Below are 24,448 nucleotides of genomic sequence, written 5' to 3' on the forward strand. Positions count from 1 at the left end.
TATTATAATTAGAAGTTGATATTTCAACTGAGGAGAAAACCAACAAATAACTCATAAAGGTATATTATGATTAACCACCTAACTTGCTTTGACAAAGCGATAAAACGTTTACTATCGCAAAGTATTATTTTAAGCCTAGCCCTACTACCACTATACAGTCTTGCCGCGATTCAACAGTCCTTCTATGTTTCCCCTGAGGGTAGCGACAATAATCAAGGAACAATTGAGTCCCCCTTTTACACCTTTGAAAAAGCTAGAGATGCAGTCAGAACAGTCAATAGCAATATGACCGGCGATATCGTGGTGTATTTAAGAGGCGGCCTTTATCCCATTTCTGAGACAATTACATTAAACAACCTAGATTCAGGAACGAATGGGTATCGAGTTTACTATCAAGCTTTTGATAACGAAACCCCAGTTATCCATGGTGCTACACAAGTTTCAAACTGGTCGCAACATAGCGGCGATATCTATAAAGCAACTTTAAACCGTACAGATAAACTCAGAAGTCTATTTGTAAATGATGAACGCGCTTATATGGCTAATAAAAATGTCACTAGCTCTGGTAGTTGGGGGACTTACAACATCACTGCTGGCCAGGCACCTTGGGCATGGATAAGTGGTTCTCATCCAGATGGCGTAACCTATTCATCAACATCCATCCCTAATCTAACTCATGCTGTTGATGTTGAAATAATGAACAAAACGACGTGGAATACAAATATTGTCACGGTTAGAGAAAGTATCATTGAAGGTGATCAGAGAGTTCTAAAACTATCGCAACCCTACGCTTCAATAGCCATGAATCAAAATTGGGGTGCATTTAATACCAGTGGTAACCATACGCTATATAATGCATACGAATTTCTTGATTCACCGGGTGAGTTCTATTTAGACCGCTCAACTGACACACTTTATTATTATCGTAATACTGAAGATATGTCGACGGCTCAAGTTTATGCTCCCCAATTAGGTGAATTATTAAATATCACTGGAGAATCACCAACCAATAGAGCAGAAAACATTACCTTTGATGGGATCACTTTTGCTTATGCTGAAGCTGTTCTTCCTTCAGTAGATGGCTCACATGGGAAATCAACTGTACAAGCAGCAACTTGGAAAACGGTATACGCTGATGGTAATTGGCATAATGACAAATACACCTCATATGACGTGTTGAGCGGAGCAATCAACGTTAATCACGCCGATTCCATTATTTTTGAAAACGGGACAATTAAACACATCGGTAATGAAGGTATAAACTTTACTAATGATGTCATTAACTCTCAGATCATCGGTAATAAGGTTATTGATATCGGTGGTTCAGGAATAAATATTGCCCATCCACAACATGTTTATATTGGAGATGGTGGCGCAAATGAAAAATACTCTGCAGATGAAGAAAGTGTCGTGCAGGATATTTTAATTAGCAATAACCTCATTTATAAAACCACTCGTTTATATTCTGGTCATGCTGGCATTACGGCTTTTTTCACTGATGGTTTGACCATAGAAAATAATCAAATTCAAAATACAAAATACTCAGGAGTTAGCTTGGGCTGGGGTTGGAATAACTTTGCCGAAGAAACGACTCCAACTAATCCAACCACTGTTGCTAGGAACAATAAGTTTAATTATAACCGCGTCTATAACGTGATGACCGAACTTCATGATGGTGGCGCCTTTTATACGTTAGGCAGTCAGCCAAATTCAGAAGCATCGGGAAACTATGTTAAAGCACCAAGTATCCATTTTCAGGGGGTCTATCATCCAGATGAAGGCACTGCATGGTACACAGGTAACGACTTAGTTTTCGAGATTGTACCTGGACAAGATAACTTTGAGCTTAATACATGGCGTGACAAACACGATAATCACTATAGTAATATTTATACCACTTCAAGTGCTTACCAAATTGGAGCACCAAATTCGACTATTACTAACCTCCAAGTGTACCCATCGGCTGAGTGGCCACAAGCGGCATTAGATATCATAGAGCTAGCGGGCTTGGAATCTGAGTATCAACACTTGTTGGTTGGCATTCCTGATGCTCCAGACGTACCAGGGTTGTCAGCACCATCTGGCGGCACACTTTTAGAGGCTGAAACTGCGACTATTTTAGGCATTGGTTCTCAATTTGCTGATGCCAATGCCTCAAATAATCTTGCCGTTGAAAATATCCACCGAGTGAATTCCGGAATTGAATTTACCAATGTACCTAAATCAACGGGATTTATTGTTAGGTATACGTCTAAAAATACTGGTACATACAGTATTTATATCGATGATGTTCACTATGCTGACTTTAGCTTTGATGCAACTGGAGCCTGGTCGGGCTCATACACTGATACAGCCATAATCCTCGCTAATATTCCCGCAGGTTCAACACTCAAATTACAAAATGATTCTGGTGATGCTGGTATTAATATTGATTACATTTTACTAAAAGATTTGAGTCTGTTTGCTGAATCTGAAGTCGGCCAACTATATGGTGGAGCCAAAGCCGAAAGTGAACATTTAGGCTTTAGTGGAACAGGTTTTGTCGGTCAATTACTCAATACTGGTGATGCTGTGCAAATGGAAATTGAAACTGAATTAGCAGGGCAATATTTCATCGACACGGGTTACGCTATGGGTACATTTGGACCCAGTGGCGAACGCAGTTTGAGTCTATATATTAATAATACAGACCAAGTTCAAAGTCGTTTTGTTACAACAACAGAGTGGGATAACTGGTCAGTCATTTCAAACAAGATTTCCTTACTTGCTGGTGATAACACTCTTAAGTTTCAACTTGATAGTGACGATACTGGCTACGTTAACATCGACTATATCCAACTAACCAAAATATACGAAGCAGAAGAAGCAACTTTAGTAGGCCTATCATCTAACAATAATCATGATGGTTTTAATGGTTTTGGCTTTGTAGACAACATTACAAATATAGATGACTCCGTAACATTTACTGTATATGTAGCTAGCTCGGGAGAGTACACACTAAATGAAAGGTACTCAATGGGAGCCCATGGACCTGCAGGGAACAGAACAATGAGTATTTATATTAATGGAGTTGATATTTTGCAAGCCAGTTATACCTCAACCGCTGATTGGGCAACTTGGTCTGATAACCTTCAGTCGGTGAATTTACAAGCAGGCTATAACACCATTAAGTACCAATTAGATTCTGATGATACAGGTTGGATTAACCTAGATTACATCACCATTAAGTAAACAGGTTTGTATGTCATACTGTTAACTCAAATTAGCAGTATGACGCTTCTGGAGCAAAGAATGACTGCAAATAAAAAGATACATTGGGGGATTTTGAGTACGGGTGCTATCGCTGACAAATTTTGTCATGACATGCCATTTGTTAAAAATGGACAATTAACGGCTGTCGCGGCAAGGAAACTGGAAAATGCACAAGCTTTTGCTCAAAAGCACAATATCAAACAAGCTTATGGCGGTTATGAAGCATTATTTGCTGATCCTAATATAGATATTATCTATATTGCCACACCACATAACTTTCATTTTGAGCAGGCAAAGTTAGCACTAAAATCTGGCAAATCAGTCCTTTGCGAAAAGCCTATCACAGTTAGTAGTCTTCAGTGTGAAGAGCTACAAAAATTGGCTGCACAGAAGAATCTATTTCTAATGGAAGCGATGTGGACCTATTTTTTACCTGCTATAAGAACTGCTAAGCAATGGGTTGATGAAGGACGTATTGGTAAAGTTAAACATATTAAAGCTGACTTCGGTTACGCCGTTCCTTTTGAACCAAACGGTAGAATGTATAACAGAGATTTAGCAGGCGGTTGTTTATTTGATATGGGCATCTACCCACTAGCCATTGCACAACTTTTCAATCCTGGGCCATTAAGTGATGCTTGTATTAAGGTTCAATATTCAAAAAGTGGCGTTGAAGATGATCTTGTTATTTTGGCAAAAGCTAACGAAGTTATACTTTCGTTAGCAACATCCTTTAGGTGTCGTTTGCAAAACAGTGCCCAAATAATTGGTGAAAAAGGTTATATTGTTATTCCAAATTTTTGGCGAGCAAATGAATGTACTTTACATTCAGTAGATAAAACGATTGATACTTTCGAGGATTCATCCCCCTGTAATGGACTATCTTATGAAGCGCAAGCTGTAGGTGAGATGCTACTTAGCAATAAAAAAGAGCACCCTACGATGCCCTTAAAAACTAGCTTGCTACTTCAAAATCAAATGGATTACCTTCGTTCACTCTATCATGAAAACTAGACTAAAATAGCTTCATATGGCGGTGCAGTGCTTCTCTAAAATGAAGCAGTAAAGCTTGCGATGCTGCTTCCTTGTCTCGTTTGGCACACGCTTGTAATATTTGAATATGCTCTGATAACGAACGCTTGACTAAGTTACTTGTAAAGTGATGCTCAAGCTGAATCAGTTTTATATAGTACTTAAGCCGAGTCGCGGTGACTTCAACAAATTCATTTTCTAAACATGAAATCAAAGTGCCATGAAATTTCAATTCAATAGCTTCAATGTCATTTAAAATATTTGGGGTAATCCCCTCTTTTTCGACCTTTTCAATTAACAAGATATGTTCATTTATTAATGAGTCTATAATGGTTTCTTGTCCATACTGCGCAAAATGACTCGCTGCAGAGCTTTCGATAATTGAACGAAATTGATAGGTTGCTCGGATAAACTCTAAATCTGGTTTACGGAACTGGATACCTGCCCGAGGGTGAATAATAAGCATATTCTCACTTTCGAGAACGCGTAAGGCATCACGTAAAGGTTGCGTTGGAATATCTAGCAATTTTGACAATTCTCCTTGAGACATAAATGCCCCTGGCGCTAATTTACCGTCAAAAACCCACTGGAGAATTTTGTCGTGTGCAGCTTTATTTAACGAGATAGCTTGCTTACTTTCAGGTTCATTGTTTGAGGCTAACACCGCACTTTTCTTCTTTTTTTCTACCACTAGCTATACCCCTAACAAATCCTTTTTAAACTGAGCCCGAAGCACCCAATCGATGCAAAATCAACTTCCAATTTGAGTATCTATTTTCCATCATAATTAGTCACAATATAAAATATCTATTACCAGTATTGTGACTAGATTTCACAATCTCGGTCAATGCAAAAACACACATCTATGATACTCAATTGGCATTGATGAATAATGTTACATTATATACCTATAAAGCTCTAAGCATATCCTCTTTTATCGCTTTAAAACTTCCATTACATCTCATTTAGCAATAATTATAACAGTAAGTCAGCTTACTCCTATAAACAGGCAAAACATGCTTTAACCTTTCATAGCACTGCTTATTTTAGACACAGATAAAGCACAGTACATTCTTACGACCTTGCGCTAAATACACGCCTAACGAAGATTCACACAAGTATTTAGCCCCGACCCTAGGTCTAAATTAATTTTACATCATTCAATTTCTTATAAAACAGAAAATAACTTAAGAAATAGCTAAACTTAACTTAATAATTTTAGGCTAGAAATAAAAAAACCAGTAGCAAGAGCTACTGGTTTTTTATATTCATGCCAATTAAATACGCATTTTTATTAGTTGGTTAAAAATAAGTTTACTTATATTTGCGCATCACTAACGTGGCGTTTGTGCCACCAAAACCAAAGCTATTGCTCATCACAGTCGTTAGTTCAGCATCACGATATTCTGTGACTAATGGAATCCCAGCCGCTTTCTCATCCGGCGTATCAATATTGATACTTGGGGCGATAAAGCTGTTTTCCATCATCATTAAGCTATAAATCGCTTCATGAACACCTGCAGCGCCTAAAGCATGACCTGTCATTGATTTAGTTGAAGCCACTGGCGGCATGTTTTCAGGGAAAACTTCATGCAATGCTTCAAGTTCACGTACATCACCTACTGGAGTTGATGTACCGTGAGTATTGATATAATCAATTGGCGTATCAACATCAGCTAAAGCCATTTGCATACAACGCACAGCGCCTTCACCAGATGGAGCTACCATATCGTAACCATCAGAAGATGCACCGTAACCAATAATTTCGGCATAGATTTTAGCGCCACGGGCTAATGCGTGTTCTAACTCTTCAACAACAACGATTCCGCCGCCGCCAGAGATAACAAATCCATCACGATCTGCATCATATGTACGCGATGCTTTTTCCGGCGTGTCATTGTACTTAGTTGATAACGCGCCCATTGCATCAAACCCCATAGTCAGGGTCCAATCTAATTCTTCAGCACCACCAGCAAATACCATATCTTGCTTACCCATTTGGATAAGTTCTGCCGCATGGCCGATACAGTGAGCTGATGTCGCACAAGCTGAACTGATTGAGTAGTTCATGCCTTTAATTTTAAATGGCGTTGCTAAACATGCACTCGCCGTACTCGCCATAATGCGCGGTACAATGTATGGACCTACACGTTTAACGCTTTTTTCGCGTAACGTATCTGCCGCTTGAACTTGGTTTTTAGAAGAAGCACCACCCGTGCCGACAACTAAACCCACACGATGATGAGAATATTGCTCTTCTGTTAAATTTGCATCACTGATTGCTTCTTGCATCGCAATGTATGCGTATGCTGCTGCATCACCCATAAAACGTAACGCTTTACGGTCAATGTGATCTGCTGGGTTTAATTTAATATCGCCCCACACATGACTGCGTAATTTCATTTCTTCGAATTGGTCAGAATGGGTAATACCACTGCGTCCAGCTTTTAGTGAATCTGTCACTTCTTGCTTGTTATTACCGATGCTTGAAACAACACCTAAACCTGTTATTACGACTCTTTTCATTTTTTGCTATCCATTTTGTACGTGTCAGTACCTAATTTTGCTGCCGCAATGATATCCGCTTTAGACGAATAAAGTGGTCAGCTTTCAGTAAACATAGGTAAAATAATCTCAATAAAACCAATTTGAGTATGAGCTTTGACCCAATTAACCACTGACTTCCCTATAGTTACCCGAGATTGTGCATCAATATCGGCCAATTTTCCAAGTAGTTACTGTCAAAACCCTGATTATGCAGCAAGCATAAGGCATTATTATGAAGGTGTCTTGTCTCATAAGCCAATCTCGAGCAAAACCCTGTGTATTGGGCAAATTGGGCTAGGAGTTGGTATGGAGGCCATGCTACTTTGGCAATTATCTGAACAATTTAATCAAACAATACACTTAAATGTTTTTGAACATTATGGCTTAAATGCATTTGAGCTAGTTCAGTTAATGACGCTTGCTGATAGTGAAATCAGCCAATCATCACATTGCTTTCATCGCTATGCTCAGCTACTGCAAAATGCATGTATTGCTAATATCGATGGTTGTCAGCGACTCAGTTTCAATCGCGGTCAATTTATCATCGACTTATACTTTGGTGATTATGCCCGCAACGCTCAGAGCTTGCCATTCAGTCAGCAAGGTCAAATAAGCCATTGGCATTGCTTACCTCATACGACTGAAGCGGCGTATTTTGATCAACACCTAACAGAAAAGCTTTTCTGGCAAATGGGTCGAATAAGCCTAGATAATGCCAATATTTACGCTTTTGATACTGATGCAAACTCCAAGAAATTAGCACAGCTTACACAGCTCACAGGCTTTAATCTTGTTTCTAGCCCAGAAGCTATTAAGGCGAATGAACAGACCAGAATGCTGCAAGAGATCCCTTTATGTGAGCGCAGAGCATTACGTCAGTCTTTGCAAAGTGAATATGCCTATTCACTGCCTTCAAGTGCTTTTGTCACAAACGATTTAACTGCAAGTGCTTTAGCTACAAATGCTGTAACCGCAAACGCAGATACAAACAATGTTAATGACTCAATTGCGATTATAGGCGGTGGCATTGCAGCAGCTCACCTTGCTTTGTCGCTGGCAGAGAAAGGAAAAAGTGTCACAATTTACTGTAAAGACAAAATACTGGCTGATGGCGCTTCAGGTAACAAACAAGGGGCGATTTACCCGCTATTAACCCCAGATAACAGCTTAATGAGCCAGTACTTCCAACAGGCCTTTTTGTATAGTCGTCGCCGCTTGCAAGAACTCACCGCTGCCGGGCATCAAATCGACCATCAATTTTGTGGCGTATTGCAAACAGGCTTTGATGAAAGAAGCGACGCGAGATTAAATAAAATAATTGATGGTCAAGATTGGCCAAGTGAAATTGCATTTGCCGTTAGCCCACTTCAAGCAAATAACATTGCCAAGATTCAAATCGACAAGCCAGCATTTTATTACCCATTAGCAGGTTGGATTTGTCCCCATGAATTTGCAAATGCGGCAATTAAGCAAGCACAGCAGATAGCCGGCAGTAAAGGTAATGAGGTGGTGGTAAAGCTGAATTGTGAGATTTCAGCATTAACTAAATCAGGAACGAATTGGCGATTAACCTCGACTGAGCATGATGAAGTAAGTAAGCAACATTATGAACATCCCGAAGTTGTTGCAGCATCTGGGGCCCAGCTAACGGAGTTTACACAAACCCGTGCACTTCAAGTCACTGGGTTTCGCGGCCAAGTGAGCCATATCCCGTCAAAAGGTAAACTTGCCGAATTAAAAACGGTGATTTGCGCTCATGGTTATCTCACCCCTGAAAATAATCAACATCATTGTGTAGGGGCAAGTTACGTCAAGTCACCTGAAAACCTTGAATACTGCCCTGATGAACAGTTAGAAAATGCCCAAAAAATGCATCATAGCTTTCCAGACAGAACATGGGTTAATGACATAGATGTTTCAGATGAAAATGCAAGAGTCGGCGTACGTATGGTCACCCGCGATCATTGCCCTATGATGGGATTAGCTCCGGATATAGATGCGATCTTCAAGCGCTATAATACTGAACCATTAAAAGACCATCAGCTTACCGTTACAAGCCGAAAATTTTGGCGTCATCAACCTGCACCATCACATCAAGGCTTATATGTATTAGGCGGTTTAGGCTCAAGAGGGTTAAGTTCTGGGCCATTAGCTGCAGAAGCATTAGCATCCATTATTTGCGAGCAAACGCCACCCATCAGTTACGATATGTTTGCCATGCTCAATCCAAATAGAATGTGGTTAAGAAAATTGCTTAAAGGCAAATCGCTAATCTAATCGATGGCGATTATTCCAAAGGAATGACAGATGAGCACGAAAAATGAAAAGATACATCAAGCTTATTTAGGCGAGCTATACGGCATTGCCTTTTTTAGTTTACTGCAAAATGTTGAAGAAGATGAACGGCGAATAGAACTCTGGAAGAAACTGGTTGAAGTAGAAACTCTCACTGCTGAGTTACTGTTATCTCACTTACTCAAGCAGACGGAGCGATTCAGCTTTCCTGTCGAAACCATGACACAAAAAGGCCATGATGACGCACAAAAATGGCTTGATTTGTCATGGACAGAATTACTGCAAACTTTGGTTAATTGGGTAATCCCTTACGAAGAAGAGTATCGTCAGTGGGCAACAGATTGCACTGAGCATAATAAGATTTTTGATTTAATTGCAGCCCATGAAACCGCTATTCTAGATTGTTTTCAGGCTGAATTAGCACAAAAAAATGGTCAAGTAGAACTTGACCATTATATTAAGCAGCTTATTCATTAGAGCGTGCTTAATTCATTAGCGAGCGCTTAGTTTATTAAACAGCATGTAGACTATGCGCCTAGTTAGCTCAAATTAGTGCTATTTCTTCCACGTTTTGACTTTAGTGCGATTATTATTATCTCGACTCTCGCGGATCAGTTCATCATCCGCTGCGATTTGTGCACTTTTAGACAGTCGATCATATAACAATACATTGACTGAGGCCGCTAAATTCATACATCCCACCGTTGGCACATAAACCACCTCATCTGCAGCATCAATAATTTGCTGCGGAATGGTGCCATCTTCAGGGCCAAAGATATAAAAAGCATCTGCAGGATGTTCAAATAACGGCAACGGTGTTGCGCCAACTACTAAATCAACACAGATTACTTTAGCGTTTTTTGGGGCTTGTTCTAGCAACGATTCCACCCGTGTTAACGGGATCGTTTTGGCTGCATTTTTAGTATCAACATCATATTGTGCTTCACCTGAGCGAGCCGCCAATTCATAACGATTACCCGTATAAAATACCGCATTCGCTTGATAACAACCTGCTGCGCGCATAATCCCACCCACATTTACAGGTGTTTTAGGATTAACCAGCCCGATTGAAGCTGTTGATATATTCTTTTGTTCTGTCATGCCAATTCGCTTACTAATGCTTATTTTATATCGCTGATGATTTGACGTAATTGTTGCCAAGCCCTTTGCACTAAAGCAAAGTCGGCAGCTTCTAACTCATCATCTGCCAATGCTAAACAATCGACCATTTTGTCATCTAGGGCATCAATACCGCTAAGTTGTTCTTGTTCAAGCTGAGAAAAAACCACTGCTATATGACCCTGTAAGTAACCGCTGGCAAATAGCGCGTCATCATCACCATTGGCAACAGTGTGTTCAATCCAACCTTCTAAAGCTGCATCATACTTCTCTAACATGGTCTAACTCTCCGATAAATCTGGGTTGGCAACTTGGTACATCACGTAATCGTGGTATCCAGTGGTAATTTTATAATAACCAGTAAGTGCACTATCTAATTCAGGGTCGCCACTATCCACAATTAATGGCCGTCCTTCAAGTGCTTTTAGCTTAGTTTTTGTTGCTAAGATAATAATATTGTCTTTTCCGACCTGCTTAATTAGCTCTGGCGAGAGTTGCTGATTACCACGACCAAGAATATGCCCCTGACCGCCAATTAAGGTAATGACTAACTTCGTCGGTTTATTAGTCGTCAATTCAAGTAACTGTTTAGCGGTGACATCAGCAGCAACCACTTGCTCATTCTGGATAACATCCACGCCCAATAATGTGTTATCTAGATTAAGCTCTTCCATTAATGCAGCAACCGTTGAGCCACTGCCAATGATATAAAGCTCATCTTCCATTTGATTAATAACATCAGCAGCGATATCAGCAAGCACTAACTCGTCGACCTCTTTACCGCCCATTTTAACTGCTTGAATATAACGTGGCTCGGCAGGTACTAGCATTTCACCAAAGCGTTTCGCTTTAACTGTGCCTTGCCTAAATGCTTGCTCATCAATATCCATCACATCAGCCGTCATCAAGCTCACTAACTCGCCTTTAAGTAGCATATTAACTACCACACCAGCAGCATGCGGGGTTATCGCGTATACGCCAGAGTGAATCTTCACTCCAGCTGGCACGCCAAGTACTGGTATAGCGTCATCAACTACGGCAAAAATATCTCGCGCAGTACCGTCGCCACCGGCGAAAAGTAATAAATCGAGTGACTCGTTCATTAACGCTTCTACTGTGAGTTGTGTATCTCGAGCGTGAGTAAGTTGATGATGTTGTGGTTGTTTATCTGGTGTCAAAGTCTCGTTTGCCGCAGTCGAATGCACACAGGTCACTGTAAACCCCATTTTCTGCGCGAGGTTTTGGCCCATATCACCGGATGCGGTAATAATATCAATTTGATCTTTAAATGGCTCAATTACGGCTAATGCTTGTTCCATTCTTAAGTTAGCTTTTGGCTCTGCGCCCTTTTCAATTGCCAATTGCGCCACATTATCAGAACCTTTTAGGCCTACACTGCCACCTAATCCTGCTAATGGGTTAATAATCAAACCTAATCGAAAACGCTTCACTGCAATCAATCCTCTTTCACTTTTCTAATGAACTTTAACAATGCTAGTTAAGTTAATCTTATTCATGGGCAATATGTTATGTATTAGCTTTTGGCTTTCAAATAAGGTTTTGGCTCACGAATAGCCAATGTAGCTAATAATGCTAACACAGCGCAAAAAGAAGCAAATAACCAAGTTTGACTAGCACCTGAACCATCACCCCAAATCATACCACTCACCCATATTCCAATCGCGCCGCCTAAACCAAAACTTAAGCTAGCATAGAGCGCTTGGCCTTTACTGCGATGCGCAATATCAAAATTACGATGAATAAACTGAATTGACGCTGCATGTGTTAAACCAAAAGTGAATGCGTGAAGTGCTTGGCTGATGGACAACAGTAAAATATTATCTACGCCATATGCCAATAAGACCCACCTTACAACCGTAAAACCCATACTGACTATCAAGAGTAATTTAACCCCAAACCGACCCAATAATCTTGGCGCAAGCATGAACATTAAAATTTCAACCACCACGCCAAAGGCAACGAATAAACCTGCTATGCCCTCGGTATAACCTGCTTGTTTAAGGTATAAAACAAAAAAGCCATAAAAAGGCCCTACACTCATTTGCAGTAATATCGCTGAAATAAGAAACCAAATGATAGAAGGAGACAGTGTTAAAGGCGGTCTTGAGCCTACGTCAGCTAAGGACGCTCTATTATTGGGAAGTGCCAAAGCACATAAGAACATGCCGATAAAAAGTACCATCCCAATTGAAGGGACAATTTCAGCACCGAACTCACTGATACAAAAACCTGCAATGATGACTAAGCAAATATACCCGACACTTCCCCAGCTACGTATTGCACCATATCGATGGGACTCATCCCCTAAACTTTCGAGCGTTATGACCTCAAGCTGAGCCAAAATCGCATTCCAAAAAAAGGTGTATACCATCAAACTGATAGCTAAATATGTGAGGCTGCCATCAAAGAAAAAGCTGACATAGGTAATCGCAGCGGCTGCAGATCCGAATTTAACTAACTCAGAACGCATACCGGTTCTATCGGCAACCATAGCCCAAACATTGGGAGCAATAATTCGCGTTCCCATAAGGATTGCCATCAGAAAGCCAATCTCTTGGGCATTAAAACCTCGGTTATCAAAAAACACACCAAGGTATGGAACCATTAAGCCAAGAATTGAAAAAAAGAAAAAGTAACAAGCGCTGAGCCAACGAACGTTAGGCTCAGCTGATGACGCATTAGGCATTTATTTCATACCGATAACGGGAGTTTCAGAAACCACGTCCTGATTTTGTGCGCGATGGCGAAGTAAGTGATCCATTAATACAATTGCAAGCATTGCTTCTGCAATCGGCACAGCACGGATACCAACACAAGGATCATGACGCCCTTTTGTGACCACATCAGCCGTAGTACCTTGAGCAGTCATGCTTTGACCAGGAACTGAAATGCTTGAAGTTGGCTTAAGTGCTATATGAGCAACGATAGGTTGACCAGAAGAAATACCACCTAACACACCACCAGCATGGTTTGACTCAAAGCCTGCTGGGGACATTAAATCACGCCCCTCAGAACCTTTTTGGGTTACCACACCAAAACCATCACCGATTTCAACGCCTTTAACAGCATTAATGCCCATTAATGCATGAGCAATATCAGCATCAAGACGGTCAAATACTGGCTCACCGAGTCCAACAGGTACGCCTGTTGCCGCAACGGTAATTTTAGCTCCGACTGAGTCACCTGATTTTTTCAAATCACGCATGTACTCATCCAGTTGCTCTAATTTAGACGCATCAGGAAAGAAGAAAGCATTTTGTTCAACTTCATTTAAATCTACTGATTCTGCGAAAATAGGACCGAGCTGAGACATGTAACCGTTAATTTCGATACCATGAACTTGCTTTAAGTATTTTTTCGCTACAGCGCCAGCAGCAACACGCATTGCAGTTTCGCGGGCAGACGAACGTCCACCGCCACGATAATCACGTAAACCGTACTTTTGCTGATAAGTGTAATCAGCGTGGCCCGGACGGAATAAATCTTTGATATTGGAATAATCTTGACTGCGCTGATCGGTATTTTCAATCAATAAGCCAATTGAAGTACCTGTGGTTTTATCTTCAAACACACCAGATAAAATACGCACCTCATCAGGCTCGCGGCGCGCAGTGGTATAACGTGAGGTACCAGGTCGGCGGCGATCTAAATCGTGTTGCATATCCTCAACGGTAAGTTCAAGACCTGGTGGGCAACCATCAATAATACAACCTAATGCAACACCATGACTCTCGCCGAACGTCGTCACGACAAAATTTTGACCTATGCTATTTCCCGACATGCTATCTGATTACCTCAACGTAATTTATTTTTTCTAATCGTTATTATTCACTATCTTTATAGATGGCGAAAAGTGATTCATTTTCAACTAGCTGATCATATGTAAGTACAAACACACCGTCTCCGCCATGTTCAAACTCAACCCAGGTGAATGGCACATCAGGGAATTGCTCATTCAAATGCACCATTGAGTTACCGACTTCAACCACAAGTAAACCATCTGGTGTCAGATAATCAGCAGCATTGGCCAGAATACGTTTAGTTAAATCTAAACCATCACGACCTGATGCTAAGCCAATAGCTGGCTCGTGATGATACTCATCTGGCATATCGCCAATGTCTTCTTCATCTACGTATGGTGGGTTCGATACGATCAAATCGTAATGTGGGCCTTTTTCAATTGCGGAGAAAATATCCGATTGAATTGGGAACACGCGATCTAATACATTCAGTGATTCGATGTTTATTTGTGCCACTTCTAATGCATCTTCACTAATATCTAACGCATCAACTTCAGCATCTTCAAATGCATAAGCGCATGCAATAGCGATACAGCCACTACCGGTGCATAAATCCATCACTCGAGTAACAGGCTTGTTATATAACCAAGGACTGAAACCATTGTTGATCATCTCAGCGATTGGCGAGCGCGGCACTAACACACGTTCATCAACGTAAAACTCTAAATCAGCAAAACGTGCTTTGTTGGTTAAATATGGAACGGGTAAACGCTCACGAACACGACGAATAATTAGCTCAACAATTTTGTGTTTTTCACTGCTGGTCAAGTTGGAGTTAACCACCTGCTGACCAATTTCTTCAGGAAGATGTAAAGCATGGAAAACCAAAGAAATAGCTTCGTCCCAAGCATTATCAGTTCCGTGCCCATAATAAATGTTCGCATCATTAAAACGGCTTACAGCCCAACGCAACATATCGCCAACGGTTCTTAATTCGGTGACAGCTTCATCCACAAAGATTTTATCCAAAACATAACTCCTGAAAAATTGTTCCTGACCATTGTAACTGAAGTCTATTAAGATGACCTAGAATTCAATACAATAGCGCCATGAATAAAGAAAATAATCCTGACTTTGCACTGTTTTCAGAGCAATTTGGCGGTGTTAAGCCGTTAAATCAAGATAAACATCACTTTAAGCAGTCAGTCAAATCCAAACAACAAGTCGAAGTAAAAGAACAACAGGTTTACGCTGATAGCTATTTTTCAGATAATTATCATCCGATATTACCTGTTGAAGGCCCTATGCGTTGGCTCAATGAAGGTGTAGAGAAAATTGAATTAAAGCGTTTGCGTCGCGGAGATTATCAGCCTGATTTACTACTGGATTTACATGGCATGCGCCAAGCAGAAGCTAAGTTGGAATTGGCTGCATTGCTACAGGCTTGTGTAAAACAGCACATTTTGTGTTGCTGTGTCATGCACGGCTATGGCTCGGGAATATTAAAACAGCAATTACCGATGTGGCTGGCTCAACACCCTAAAGTTAAAGCGTTTCATCAAGCCCCTAAAGAATGGGGAGCGGATGCTGCATTATTGATTTTGATTGATATTGGCGAGCATGCGCATCGAAGATAAGCAGTGATGTTTATTTACTAGTGCTCTTAATTTCGCTCCCTTCATTTAAGAGCCCTTAATTTAAGAGCTCTGTATTTATGAGTTCAAAGGTTATGAATTCAAAGGTTATGAGCTCTAGACTTATGAGCTTTAGGGTTATGAATTCAGTATTCAAAACCTAACAATTCGCTTTATGCACTCATTTGAGCGGGTGTCTGCATCAAATCAAAATGACCGCCATGCTCATTACGTTCTATTGAGGCAATGGCTGACGTTGCAAAAATGGGCGGTTCCATGCCTGCGACTAACTCGCTGACCATGTAGCCAAGAATAGGCATGTGTGCAATCACTAACACTTTTTTAGCTTGATAATGTTCGGCATAAGCCAAAATAGCATCGACAGCAATTTGTGGGCTTCCTGATGGTGTAATATCATCTAACACTAACCATTTACTTGGTTCAGGTAGATGTTTAGCAACTTCTTGCCAGGTTTGCTGAGCTCGTAAGTAAGGACTAACAATCACTAAGTCTACACTGCTGACTTTTTCAGTTAACCAATTTGCCATGGCGTTAGATTGAGTGCGCCCTAATTGTGATAGCATTCTTTCTCTATCTGATGGTGCATCAAAACCAGCTTCACCATGTCGCATCAAAAATAGCTGCATACTTCTATTGGTGCTCATTATCGCTACTCATTATTATTGTGTTTGTTTTCCAATTGTAGCCTTAAATATCGCATCTACAAAGTAACAATGAAGTAAATTTAATTAGTCTTTAGTCGATATTTTCATTAGATATTTGCTAAAAGCCGCCAACGAGATCAATATATAACAAGCCTTCTTATCTGGAGCATTATCTTGACCATAAAACCAGACACAGCACAAAACAAACTAAATAGCATTGTCACCAGCCCAAATGATCATCGCCAATACCGACATATTGTGCTTGATAACGCATTAAGGGTGTTACTCGTTGAAGATAAAGCAGCGACACAAGCTGCTGCATCGATGACAGTCTCTGTTGGTCATTTTGATGATCCGATATCACGTCCTGGTATGGCTCACTTTTTAGAGCACATGCTGTTTTTAGGCACAGATAAGTTTCCGGATTCTGGCGAATATCATCAGTTTATTAATCAACATGGTGGTTCAAATAATGCTTGGACAGGCACCGAGCAAACAAACTTTTTTTACAGTATTGATGCTGATCTCTTTGAAGAGTCATTAGATAGATTCAGTCAATTTTTTATCGCACCAAAATTCGATCTAGAACTAGTCGACAGAGAAAGACATGCCATTGACTCTGAATATAGTTTAAAGCTTAAAGATGATATTCGACGGGTATATCAAGTTCAAAAAGAGTCCGTTAACCCCGGCCATCCTTTTAGTAAGTTTTCTGTGGGCAACCTGCAAACCCTTGCAGGAAATGAAGCTGAAGTGAGACAAGAGTTATTAGACTTTTACCAATCGAAATACAGTGCAAATATTATGACGCTCTGCTTGGTATCCCCCTTGTCACTGGATGCGCAGGCTGAATATGCGGAACATTTTTTCAGTACAATTAACAATCGAAATGTTAAAGCAAGCTATCCTGATACTCCCTATCTCGATGACAATGCAAAGTTAAAACATATCAACATCGCCCCCGTTAAAGATCAAAAAAGATTAAATATCAGTTTTGAGCTCCCTTGCATTGAACCCTTTTATCAACGTAAACCACTGACGTTTATTAGTCATTTACTCGGCAATGAAAGCCCTGGCAGTTTACTTTCTTATTTAAAAGAGCAAGGCTTGGCAAACAACCTGTCAGCGGGTGGTGGTGTCAATGGTTATAACTTCAAAGATTACAGCATCAGTATTCAGCTTACTGAGAAAGGGTTACAGCAAATAGACTCCATAATTGAGTGCACTTTCGAGTATATTCAATTAATTCGTACTTCAGGAATAGAGTCTTGGCGTTATGATGAAAGAGCGAGCCTTTTGTCTACCGCGTTTAAATACCAAGAACAAATTAAAATCCTTGATTTAGCCAGCCATCTCAGTATCAACATGCAACACTATGAGGTTGAAGATATTGTATTTGGTGATTACCGCATGGATGGATTAGATGCAGATGAAGCACTCGCTCTTTTAGCTATGTTCGTACCAAGCAATATGCGTACTCAGCTTGTTTCAAGAGAAGTCAGTACTAACCAGCAAGCTAAATGGTATTTCACACCTTACTCAATTGAGGAAATACCTGAAACCAAAATTGCTCTCTGGCAACAAGCCGAACCAAGAAAAGAATTGTCACTACCGACTAAAAATCCTTTTATCGTCAGCGATCCACAATCACGTATTGAATTGAGTAAGAGTGATGTACCTGTAGTTGTAGCTGAAGATGAAGGTTATCGAATTTGGCATCGTAAAGATGATGAGTTTAATGTTCCTAAAGGTCATTTATATCTTTCGTTAGACTCTGAAAATGCAAGCCCTACCCCTAAGCATGCCGCGTTAACCCGTTTGTATGTTGAAATGGTTTTAGATTATTTAACTGAGTCAACCTATCAAGCTGAAGTAGCAGGACTTAATTACAATATATATCCTCATCAAGGTGGCATTACCTTACATTTAACTGGGTTTACCGGTAATCAAGAAACTTTGTTGGCCTTGGTCATAGATAAAGCTAGAGAAAGAAACTTTACCCAAGACCGTTTTAAACTCATCAAAAAACAATTACTCAGAAGCTGGACTAATGTTGCACAAGCAAAACCTATCGCTCAATTATTCTCCAGCTTAACGGTTACCTTGCAAAAACGTTCATATGAACCCGCTAAGATGGCCGAAATGCTTGAAGATGTCACCTTAGATGAACTTCATGACCATGTAAGCGCATTTTACGAGAAAATCTATGTCGAAGGATTGGTTTATGGAGATTGGCTAGTCAGTGAAACGCAGCAGCTTGCAAAACGTTTGAAACTCGTGCTTTCACTGGTAACAAAACCCAGTTCAGAATCAAGCCGAGAACTGATTAATCTTACCGATAGAGGCACGTTAATGCGTGAACTCTCAGTCGAACATCAAGATAGCGCCATTATTGTTTACTACCAATCAAATGAAACTACCGCTCATAATATTGGTTTATTTAGTTTGCTAAACCACACAATGTCGTCTACTTTTTTCCATGAGCTTAGGACAGAAAAACAGCTTGGTTACATGGTAGGAACAGGATATCTGCCACTCAATCGCCATCCAGGGATGATATTCTACATACAATCTCCAACCACCGGACCTCGCAAGTTACTCGAAGCTATCGATGAGTTCATTGCAGACTTTAATTACGCTGTTATGCAAATAACCAAAGAGCAATGGGAAGCCACTAAGCTTGGATTAATAAATCAAATTTTAGAGAAAGATGCCAATCTTAAGAGTCGAAGCCAGCGTTACTGGGTCTGTCTTGGCAATAGAGATTACGACTTCAAACAGCGTGAAAGAGTCGTTGAAGAAATTAAGCAATTTACCCGTGCAGATTTGATTAAGTTTATTGTTAGTAATATGCGTAGTAAACACAGTGACAGATTAGTGATGTTTAATGCTGGTGAGCAGCATAATCAGTTAGAGCCAATGCCAACAGCACAGGTCATTACCGATTTAAAAGGCTTTAAACATAACGCTGATAAATTTGAGTTCTAGAAAAACAGCCTAGCGTTTATAAACTTTTACAAGTTTTATAAAAACACCAACGGAAATGAATTTGCAGAATAAAAATCTAATTAGACATCAAAATACAGTGTTTTAAAGATGTTTTTCAATCAAACAAATACATTGACTGTACAAAATAAGCACAAGTGTTCGAGTGAGATTTTTTTTATTCTTACCAATTTTTGACAAACTATTAACTTTCTGAAAAAGTGGAGTATTACATTGAATAAATCTCGATTACAGAAGATAAAAGTATAATTTTTATGCAAATGATAAGTCGGTTGGTAATTTGTACATTTCTCCTCGTCCACGCATTCGCTGGGCTTGCGTTTGCTGATTCTGATAGCAACTATGAATTACTACTCAATACTGAAAGTTTCAATGTTGATAATGGACTATCTCAATCAACGGTTACAAGTATAGTTGAAGACGGACAAGGTTACATTTGGCTCGGTACGGTAAATGGTTTGAATAGATTTGATGGTAAAACCTTCAGGCATTTTTATGCCGAAGATAGTGTATCGAATCTGCCTAGCTCATTTATAAAAACACTTTTCATTGATAGCCAGAATAGACTTATAGTAGGAACAGATAAAGGGCTAGCTGTATTTAATAAAAACTCAGAAACATTTTCTCCGGTTTTAATTGAATCAAAAAAAATTGATGAACCAATTTGGTATATTTCAAACTTATCTCAAGGAGTAGCCTTAGGACTAAACAACAAGGTTCTTATCATAAATAAAGAGCTTACTAGAGTAATTTGGGGATTTGAAAGTAAAGCGCTTCAGGAAGTAAAAAAAATAGTTGAAATTGATAATACTTTCTATATAAGAAATTATAATGGAAATGTTTTTAAGTTAGAAAATGATAAACTAACAATTATAGAAGATAGCTCGAACGATATAGGATTGCTGAGTGGAGAGTTGATAATTTCAACTAAAAGTGGGTTATTAGGCTATAGTAATAATAAGAAAAATATATTTTCACCCTTAACCTTAACCTATTTAGAGCAATCTAAAGACAGCACAGAAATAATATCAATAGTTGGTTCTAACATTGTCAAATTAAAAGACAATAAAGATATTCAAAACGTCGGATTTATCTCTATTGAAGGCTCAATAAAACGACCTATAATTAAAGAAACAAAATCAGCAACATTCATTGCAGATGTTAACCTTGGTTTAATTAAGGTTGATAGAAGTAGAAATCTAGTAAAAAATTCTAAATTAGTAACTGAAAACATTTGGTCAATTACTCGAGATAGTAAAAATATATATGTAGCTGCAGACTCCTCTTCTATCAAAGTTCTTGATAAGCAACTCAATGAAGTAAATTCAATAACTTTAACAGATTTTGATGGACCAAAGTCAATCCAAGTTTTAAATAATAGTTTGTACATTGGTAATGTTAATGGTTTAACTAAGATCGACTTGCAAAACTTTTCGGAAACAAAAATATCTAATGAACAAGTTACTAATGTCACAAAAGATGTAAATAGAAATGAGATTTACCTTTCAACAATTGATGGCAAAGTGTTTGTTTACGAAAATGACAAAGAAAAATATGCTATTTCAACTGGAGAAAGATACCCAATATTCGATTTAGTAAAACAAGATAATATTTTTTGGATCGCTTCCCAAGGGGGCTTATTCAAAATAGATGAAAAAATAGTGGAGAAAGTTTACAGTCAGAGTATGGTTACAAGCTTGGAGCTAGACGGTGAAGATTTATTGTTTGGTACGCGAAATTCTTTATTAAAGCTCTCAACTAAAAACTTAGAGCTCGGAGAAGTTTATAAAAATAACAAACTAGTTTATTCAATTGAATCTTTTGATAACTTTATTATTTCTTCATCTGCCACTGAAATAAATATCACTAATAAAATAAATTCTAAGAATATTACAGTATCAACAAAACATGGAGCACAAAGTGATTATAATTCACAAGGGTCTTTAGTTATAGGTAATACGGCTCTATTCAGTGGCTCCAATGGTTTAAGTATTATAAATCCAACAGAAATATATCAAGAGATTGTTAGTATAGATTCCTCAGATGTTGCACTGAATGACTTTCAATTGTTCAATGTTTCAGAAAAGGTGGGAGGTAATATCCTACAACAACCCATCGATTTACAATCTAATATCACTTTAAAGTATTCTGATTACCCTTTTTCATTTACATTCATAGCTCCTGGTAAACCACTAGATGATTTTATTTTTTATTATCAAATGCAAGGGCTCAATGATGACTGGTTACCTTCTCAAAATATAAATTCAGCCACGTACACAAACCTTTCAGCCGGAATTTATAACTTCCATGTTTATGCCATTAATAAGCTTTCAGGAAAACAAGGTGATACCAAGTCTATTCAAATAACCGTCACCCCACCTTGGTATTACTCTTTTGAAGCAAAACTATCCTACACTCTGTTGTGTTTTATATTGTTATTTATTATTACCAAAGTTATTTTACGCCGTCGTCAAATTCAGAAACAAATTGCATTAAGTGAAGAAAGGTTAAAATTATCCCTTTGGGGCAGTGGCGATGAAATGTGGGATTGGGATATCGAAACTGGAGAGATATACCGCTCCAATATCTGGGGGACTTTAGAGTTCCCTCAAGATGGTCAACGTTCCGGTAAACCTGGCGAAGAAAGTAATATTCATCCATTAGATCAAAACCGAGTTAAAACAGCGCTTAATGACCACTTTAAAGGCCTTACAGATCATTTTGAGGTTGCTTATCGTGTCAAAAGTCGTGAAAACCTCTGGATGTGGATTTTAGATAGAGCAAAAATAGTAGAAAGAGATCAGAAAGAAAACCCTGTTCGAATGACTGGAACAATAAAAAACATTAATAATTTAAAACAAACTGAAGAACAATTACGTTTGTTTGAGCGCGCCATTGAAAATATCTCAGAAGGTATGTTTATCCTCGATGAAAAATATCGTTTTGTTGAAGTCAATGATGCCTGTTGTGAACTTACAAACCAATCACGAGATGAATTTATTGGTCAACTATTTAGTTTTGGCCGCTACCCTGAGTCATATTCAAATCAAATTCATGCTTCACTGTCACAACAAGGTTGTTGGAGTAATGAACTAGAAGCAAATAAAGGTGATGGTAGTCATTTCCTGATGGAACTTACTGTTGATGCTATATACAACCAACAAGGCGAAACCACTCATTATGTTGGTGTATTCTCAGACATTACCCGTCGTAAACAACAAGAAGAAGAATTAAGAAAGCTCACTAACAGTGATATTTTAACAGGCCTTCCTAACCGTTCTAGCCTTCAAGTTACATTGAATAATTTAGTTAAAAAAGATATTCATCACACTTTGATGGTTTTAGATTTGGATAACTTCAAGCGGATTAATGACTCTCTTGGTCATCAAATTGGTGATGAGTTACTTGTTGATGTTGCCAAACGTATTCAAAACAATGTGCCTAAGCATGTGAGTTTATATCGTTTAGGCGGCGATGAATTTGCAATTTTAGTTGATCACAACCCTGATATTGGGTCTTGTGCAGCAATTGCCTCACGGATCATTGATGCTTTAAAAAAAGAGTTTAAAATTGACAATGAATCGCTAGTTGTTGGCTTGAGTATTGGTATCGTTCTGTATCCTGAAGACGAACAAAATGAACAAGCCTTGCTACGTAAAGCAGATATTGCCATGTATCACGCAAAATCAGGCGGTGGCAATCGTTATCAATTCTATTCAGAATCATTAAATCAGAATGCATTACGTCAACTGGAAATTGAAAACTTAATTCGAGAAGGCCTTAAAGAGGATCTCTTTGAAGTTTACTACCAACCTAAAGTGGATTTGAAACAAGACAGCCTCGTTGGCATGGAAGCATTGGTTAGACTAGTTCACCCCGAACACGGAATTATCGCTCCTAATGAATTTATTCCATTAGCTGAAGAAAACGGCCTTATTGTTGAAATCGGTGATTTAGTTTTACGAAAAGCTTGCTTTGCAGCACAGAAATGGCGTGAGCAAGGTATCTTTAACGGCCGTGTCGCCATTAATTTATCATCTAGACAGTTTGCCCTTCCCGATCTACAACAACGTATCTCCAGCGTCTTACAGCTTACCAAGCTACCTGCTTGTCATTTAGAATTGGAGATCACTGAAAGTACAATTATCAAAAACCCAGAAAATGCAATTAAAGTCATGAATCAACTTGCCCAAATGGGCGTGACCTTAGCGTTGGATGATTTCGGTACTGGTTATTCATCATTATCTTATTTAAAGCGTTTCCCAATCCACTGTTTAAAAATTGATAAGTCATTTGTAGATGACATCAGTAAATCAGATAGAGATCTGAAAATGGTAGACAGTATTATCACCATCGCACATAACATGGGCTTATCAGTTGTCGGTGAAGGTGTTGAAGATGATGCTCAACTCAATATATTGAAAGCGCTAAAATGTGAAGAGATCCAGGGTTACATTTTTAGTAAGCCAGTACCAGAAGTTGAATTTACCAAGTTATTGAATATCAATTTCAACAAACAAGAAGAAAAACAAATTATCAGTTAACATTGGCACAACAAGTGCAACTAGCAGTTCAGACGTCAAATAAAAAACTTTTTTATTAACCCTGAACTGAGAGACTAAAACAATGATTAACGGAATTATCATAGCTGCACTTCTAACTTCGACTTCTGCTGCTAATATTACAACGGAAGTAAATGTTAATAACCTAGACCAGTTTAATTCTATAGCTGGTAACCCATACATCAAGTTCTCTGATACCAATTCGCAAGTAGCAGGCAACCCGTACATCAAGTTCTCTGATACTAATGCACAAGTAGCAGGCAACCCATACATCAAGTTCTCTGAAACTAACGCACAAGTAGCAGGTAACCCATACATCAAGTTCTCTGATACTAATGCACAAGTAGCAGGCAACCCATATATCAAGTTCTCTGAAACTAACGCACAAGTAGCAGGTAACCCATATATCAAGTTCTCTGATACTAATGCACAAGTAGCAGGTAACCCTTACATCAAGTTCTCTGATACTAATGCACAAGTAGCAGGTAACCCATACATCAAGTTCTCTGATACCAATTCGCAAGTAGCAGGCAACCCGTACATCAAGTTCTCTGATACTAATGCGCAATTAGCGG

General features: G+C 39.1%; 17 protein-coding genes. 8 read left to right on the forward strand and 9 right to left on the reverse strand.

The window, feature by feature from the left end; translation table 11 throughout:
* Positions 1 to 66: 66 nt before the first annotated feature.
* Both LMH66_RS16570 and LMH66_RS16575 read left to right on the forward strand, forming a co-directional pair.
* Positions 67 to 3,231: a CBM35 domain-containing protein gene (locus tag LMH66_RS16570; RefSeq protein ID WP_229371362.1), complete on the forward strand. Its 3,165-nt coding sequence runs from the start codon at positions 67 to 69 to the stop codon at positions 3,229 to 3,231.
* Between the two features lie 60 nt (positions 3,232 to 3,291).
* Positions 3,292 to 4,266: a Gfo/Idh/MocA family protein gene (locus tag LMH66_RS16575; protein ID WP_229371364.1), complete on the forward strand. Its 975-nt coding sequence runs from the start codon at positions 3,292 to 3,294 to the stop codon at positions 4,264 to 4,266.
* A 1-nt stretch (position 4,267) separates the two neighbouring features.
* On the opposite strand, the gene LMH66_RS16580 is transcribed toward LMH66_RS16575, so the two are convergent.
* Positions 4,268 to 4,975, reverse strand: a complete 708-nt coding sequence (locus LMH66_RS16580; protein WP_229371366.1) for a GntR family transcriptional regulator — start codon at positions 4,973 to 4,975, stop codon at positions 4,268 to 4,270.
* Positions 4,976 to 5,598: 623 nt separating this feature from the next.
* Positions 5,599 to 6,810, reverse strand: a complete 1,212-nt coding sequence (gene fabB / locus LMH66_RS16585) for a beta-ketoacyl-ACP synthase I (protein WP_102529488.1) — start codon at positions 6,808 to 6,810, stop codon at positions 5,599 to 5,601.
* Positions 6,811 to 7,137: 327 nt separating this feature from the next.
* Between fabB and mnmC the strand changes: the two genes are divergently transcribed.
* Both mnmC and LMH66_RS16595 read left to right on the forward strand, forming a co-directional pair.
* Positions 7,138 to 9,108: an FAD-dependent 5-carboxymethylaminomethyl-2-thiouridine(34) oxidoreductase MnmC gene (gene mnmC, locus LMH66_RS16590; protein ID WP_229371368.1), complete on the forward strand. Its 1,971-nt coding sequence runs from the start codon at positions 7,138 to 7,140 to the stop codon at positions 9,106 to 9,108.
* Positions 9,109 to 9,138: 30 nt separating this feature from the next.
* Positions 9,139 to 9,603: a hypothetical protein gene (locus LMH66_RS16595; RefSeq protein ID WP_102529490.1), complete on the forward strand. Its 465-nt coding sequence runs from the start codon at positions 9,139 to 9,141 to the stop codon at positions 9,601 to 9,603.
* Between the two features lie 78 nt (positions 9,604 to 9,681).
* On the opposite strand, the gene LMH66_RS16600 is transcribed toward LMH66_RS16595, so the two are convergent.
* The 6 genes from LMH66_RS16600 to prmB form a co-directional block, all read right to left on the reverse strand.
* Entirely contained in the window at positions 9,682 to 10,227 is a 546-nt protein-coding gene (locus LMH66_RS16600) for an RNA methyltransferase (RefSeq protein ID WP_229371370.1), read from the reverse strand.
* A 20-nt stretch (positions 10,228 to 10,247) separates the two neighbouring features.
* Positions 10,248 to 10,523 carry a YfcL family protein gene (locus LMH66_RS16605; RefSeq protein WP_229371373.1) on the reverse strand — a complete coding sequence of 92 codons (276 nt, stop codon included), beginning with the start codon at positions 10,521 to 10,523 and terminating at the stop codon, positions 10,248 to 10,250.
* A 3-nt stretch (positions 10,524 to 10,526) separates the two neighbouring features.
* Positions 10,527 to 11,696: an ATP-NAD kinase family protein gene (locus LMH66_RS16610; RefSeq protein WP_229371375.1), complete on the reverse strand. Its 1,170-nt coding sequence runs from the start codon at positions 11,694 to 11,696 to the stop codon at positions 10,527 to 10,529.
* A gap of 83 nt (positions 11,697 to 11,779) precedes the next feature.
* Positions 11,780 to 12,952 carry an MFS transporter gene (locus LMH66_RS16615; RefSeq protein ID WP_229371377.1) on the reverse strand — a complete coding sequence of 391 codons (1,173 nt, stop codon included), beginning with the start codon at positions 12,950 to 12,952 and terminating at the stop codon, positions 11,780 to 11,782.
* Positions 12,953 to 14,047 carry a chorismate synthase gene (aroC, locus tag LMH66_RS16620; protein ID WP_229371379.1) on the reverse strand — a complete coding sequence of 365 codons (1,095 nt, stop codon included), beginning with the start codon at positions 14,045 to 14,047 and terminating at the stop codon, positions 12,953 to 12,955.
* Between the two features lie 43 nt (positions 14,048 to 14,090).
* The gene (prmB, locus tag LMH66_RS16625) at positions 14,091 to 15,035 is read right to left on the reverse strand and encodes a 50S ribosomal protein L3 N(5)-glutamine methyltransferase (RefSeq protein ID WP_102529495.1); all 945 of its coding nucleotides are present in this window, start codon (positions 15,033 to 15,035) and stop codon (positions 14,091 to 14,093) included.
* Between the two features lie 80 nt (positions 15,036 to 15,115).
* On the opposite strand from prmB, the gene smrB reads away from it, so the two are divergent.
* On the forward strand, positions 15,116 to 15,643 hold the full coding sequence (gene smrB, locus LMH66_RS16630; protein ID WP_102529496.1) for an endonuclease SmrB: 528 nt from the start codon (positions 15,116 to 15,118) through the stop codon (positions 15,641 to 15,643).
* Between the two features lie 170 nt (positions 15,644 to 15,813).
* Here smrB and sixA read toward each other — a convergent pair whose 3' ends face one another.
* Positions 15,814 to 16,287 carry a phosphohistidine phosphatase SixA gene (gene sixA, locus LMH66_RS16635; protein WP_102529500.1) on the reverse strand — a complete coding sequence of 158 codons (474 nt, stop codon included), beginning with the start codon at positions 16,285 to 16,287 and terminating at the stop codon, positions 15,814 to 15,816.
* A 192-nt stretch (positions 16,288 to 16,479) separates the two neighbouring features.
* Between sixA and LMH66_RS16640 the strand changes: the two genes are divergently transcribed.
* The 3 genes from LMH66_RS16640 to LMH66_RS16650 form a co-directional block, all read left to right on the forward strand.
* Positions 16,480 to 19,293, forward strand: coding sequence for an insulinase family protein (locus tag LMH66_RS16640; protein ID WP_229371381.1), 2,814 nt, complete (start codon positions 16,480 to 16,482; stop codon positions 19,291 to 19,293).
* Positions 19,294 to 19,565: 272 nt separating this feature from the next.
* Complete coding sequence (locus tag LMH66_RS16645) at positions 19,566 to 23,855, forward strand: EAL domain-containing protein (protein ID WP_229371383.1); 4,290 nt, start codon at positions 19,566 to 19,568, stop codon at positions 23,853 to 23,855.
* An 82-nt stretch (positions 23,856 to 23,937) separates the two neighbouring features.
* Positions 23,938 to 24,448, forward strand: a 511-nt coding sequence (locus LMH66_RS16650) for a hypothetical protein (RefSeq protein ID WP_420709434.1), incomplete at its 3' end; no start/stop codon positions are given.

The sequence above is a fragment of the Shewanella sp. 10N.7 genome (assembly GCF_020806285.1).
Lineage (GTDB): Bacteria > Pseudomonadota > Gammaproteobacteria > Enterobacterales > Shewanellaceae > Shewanella > Shewanella electrodiphila.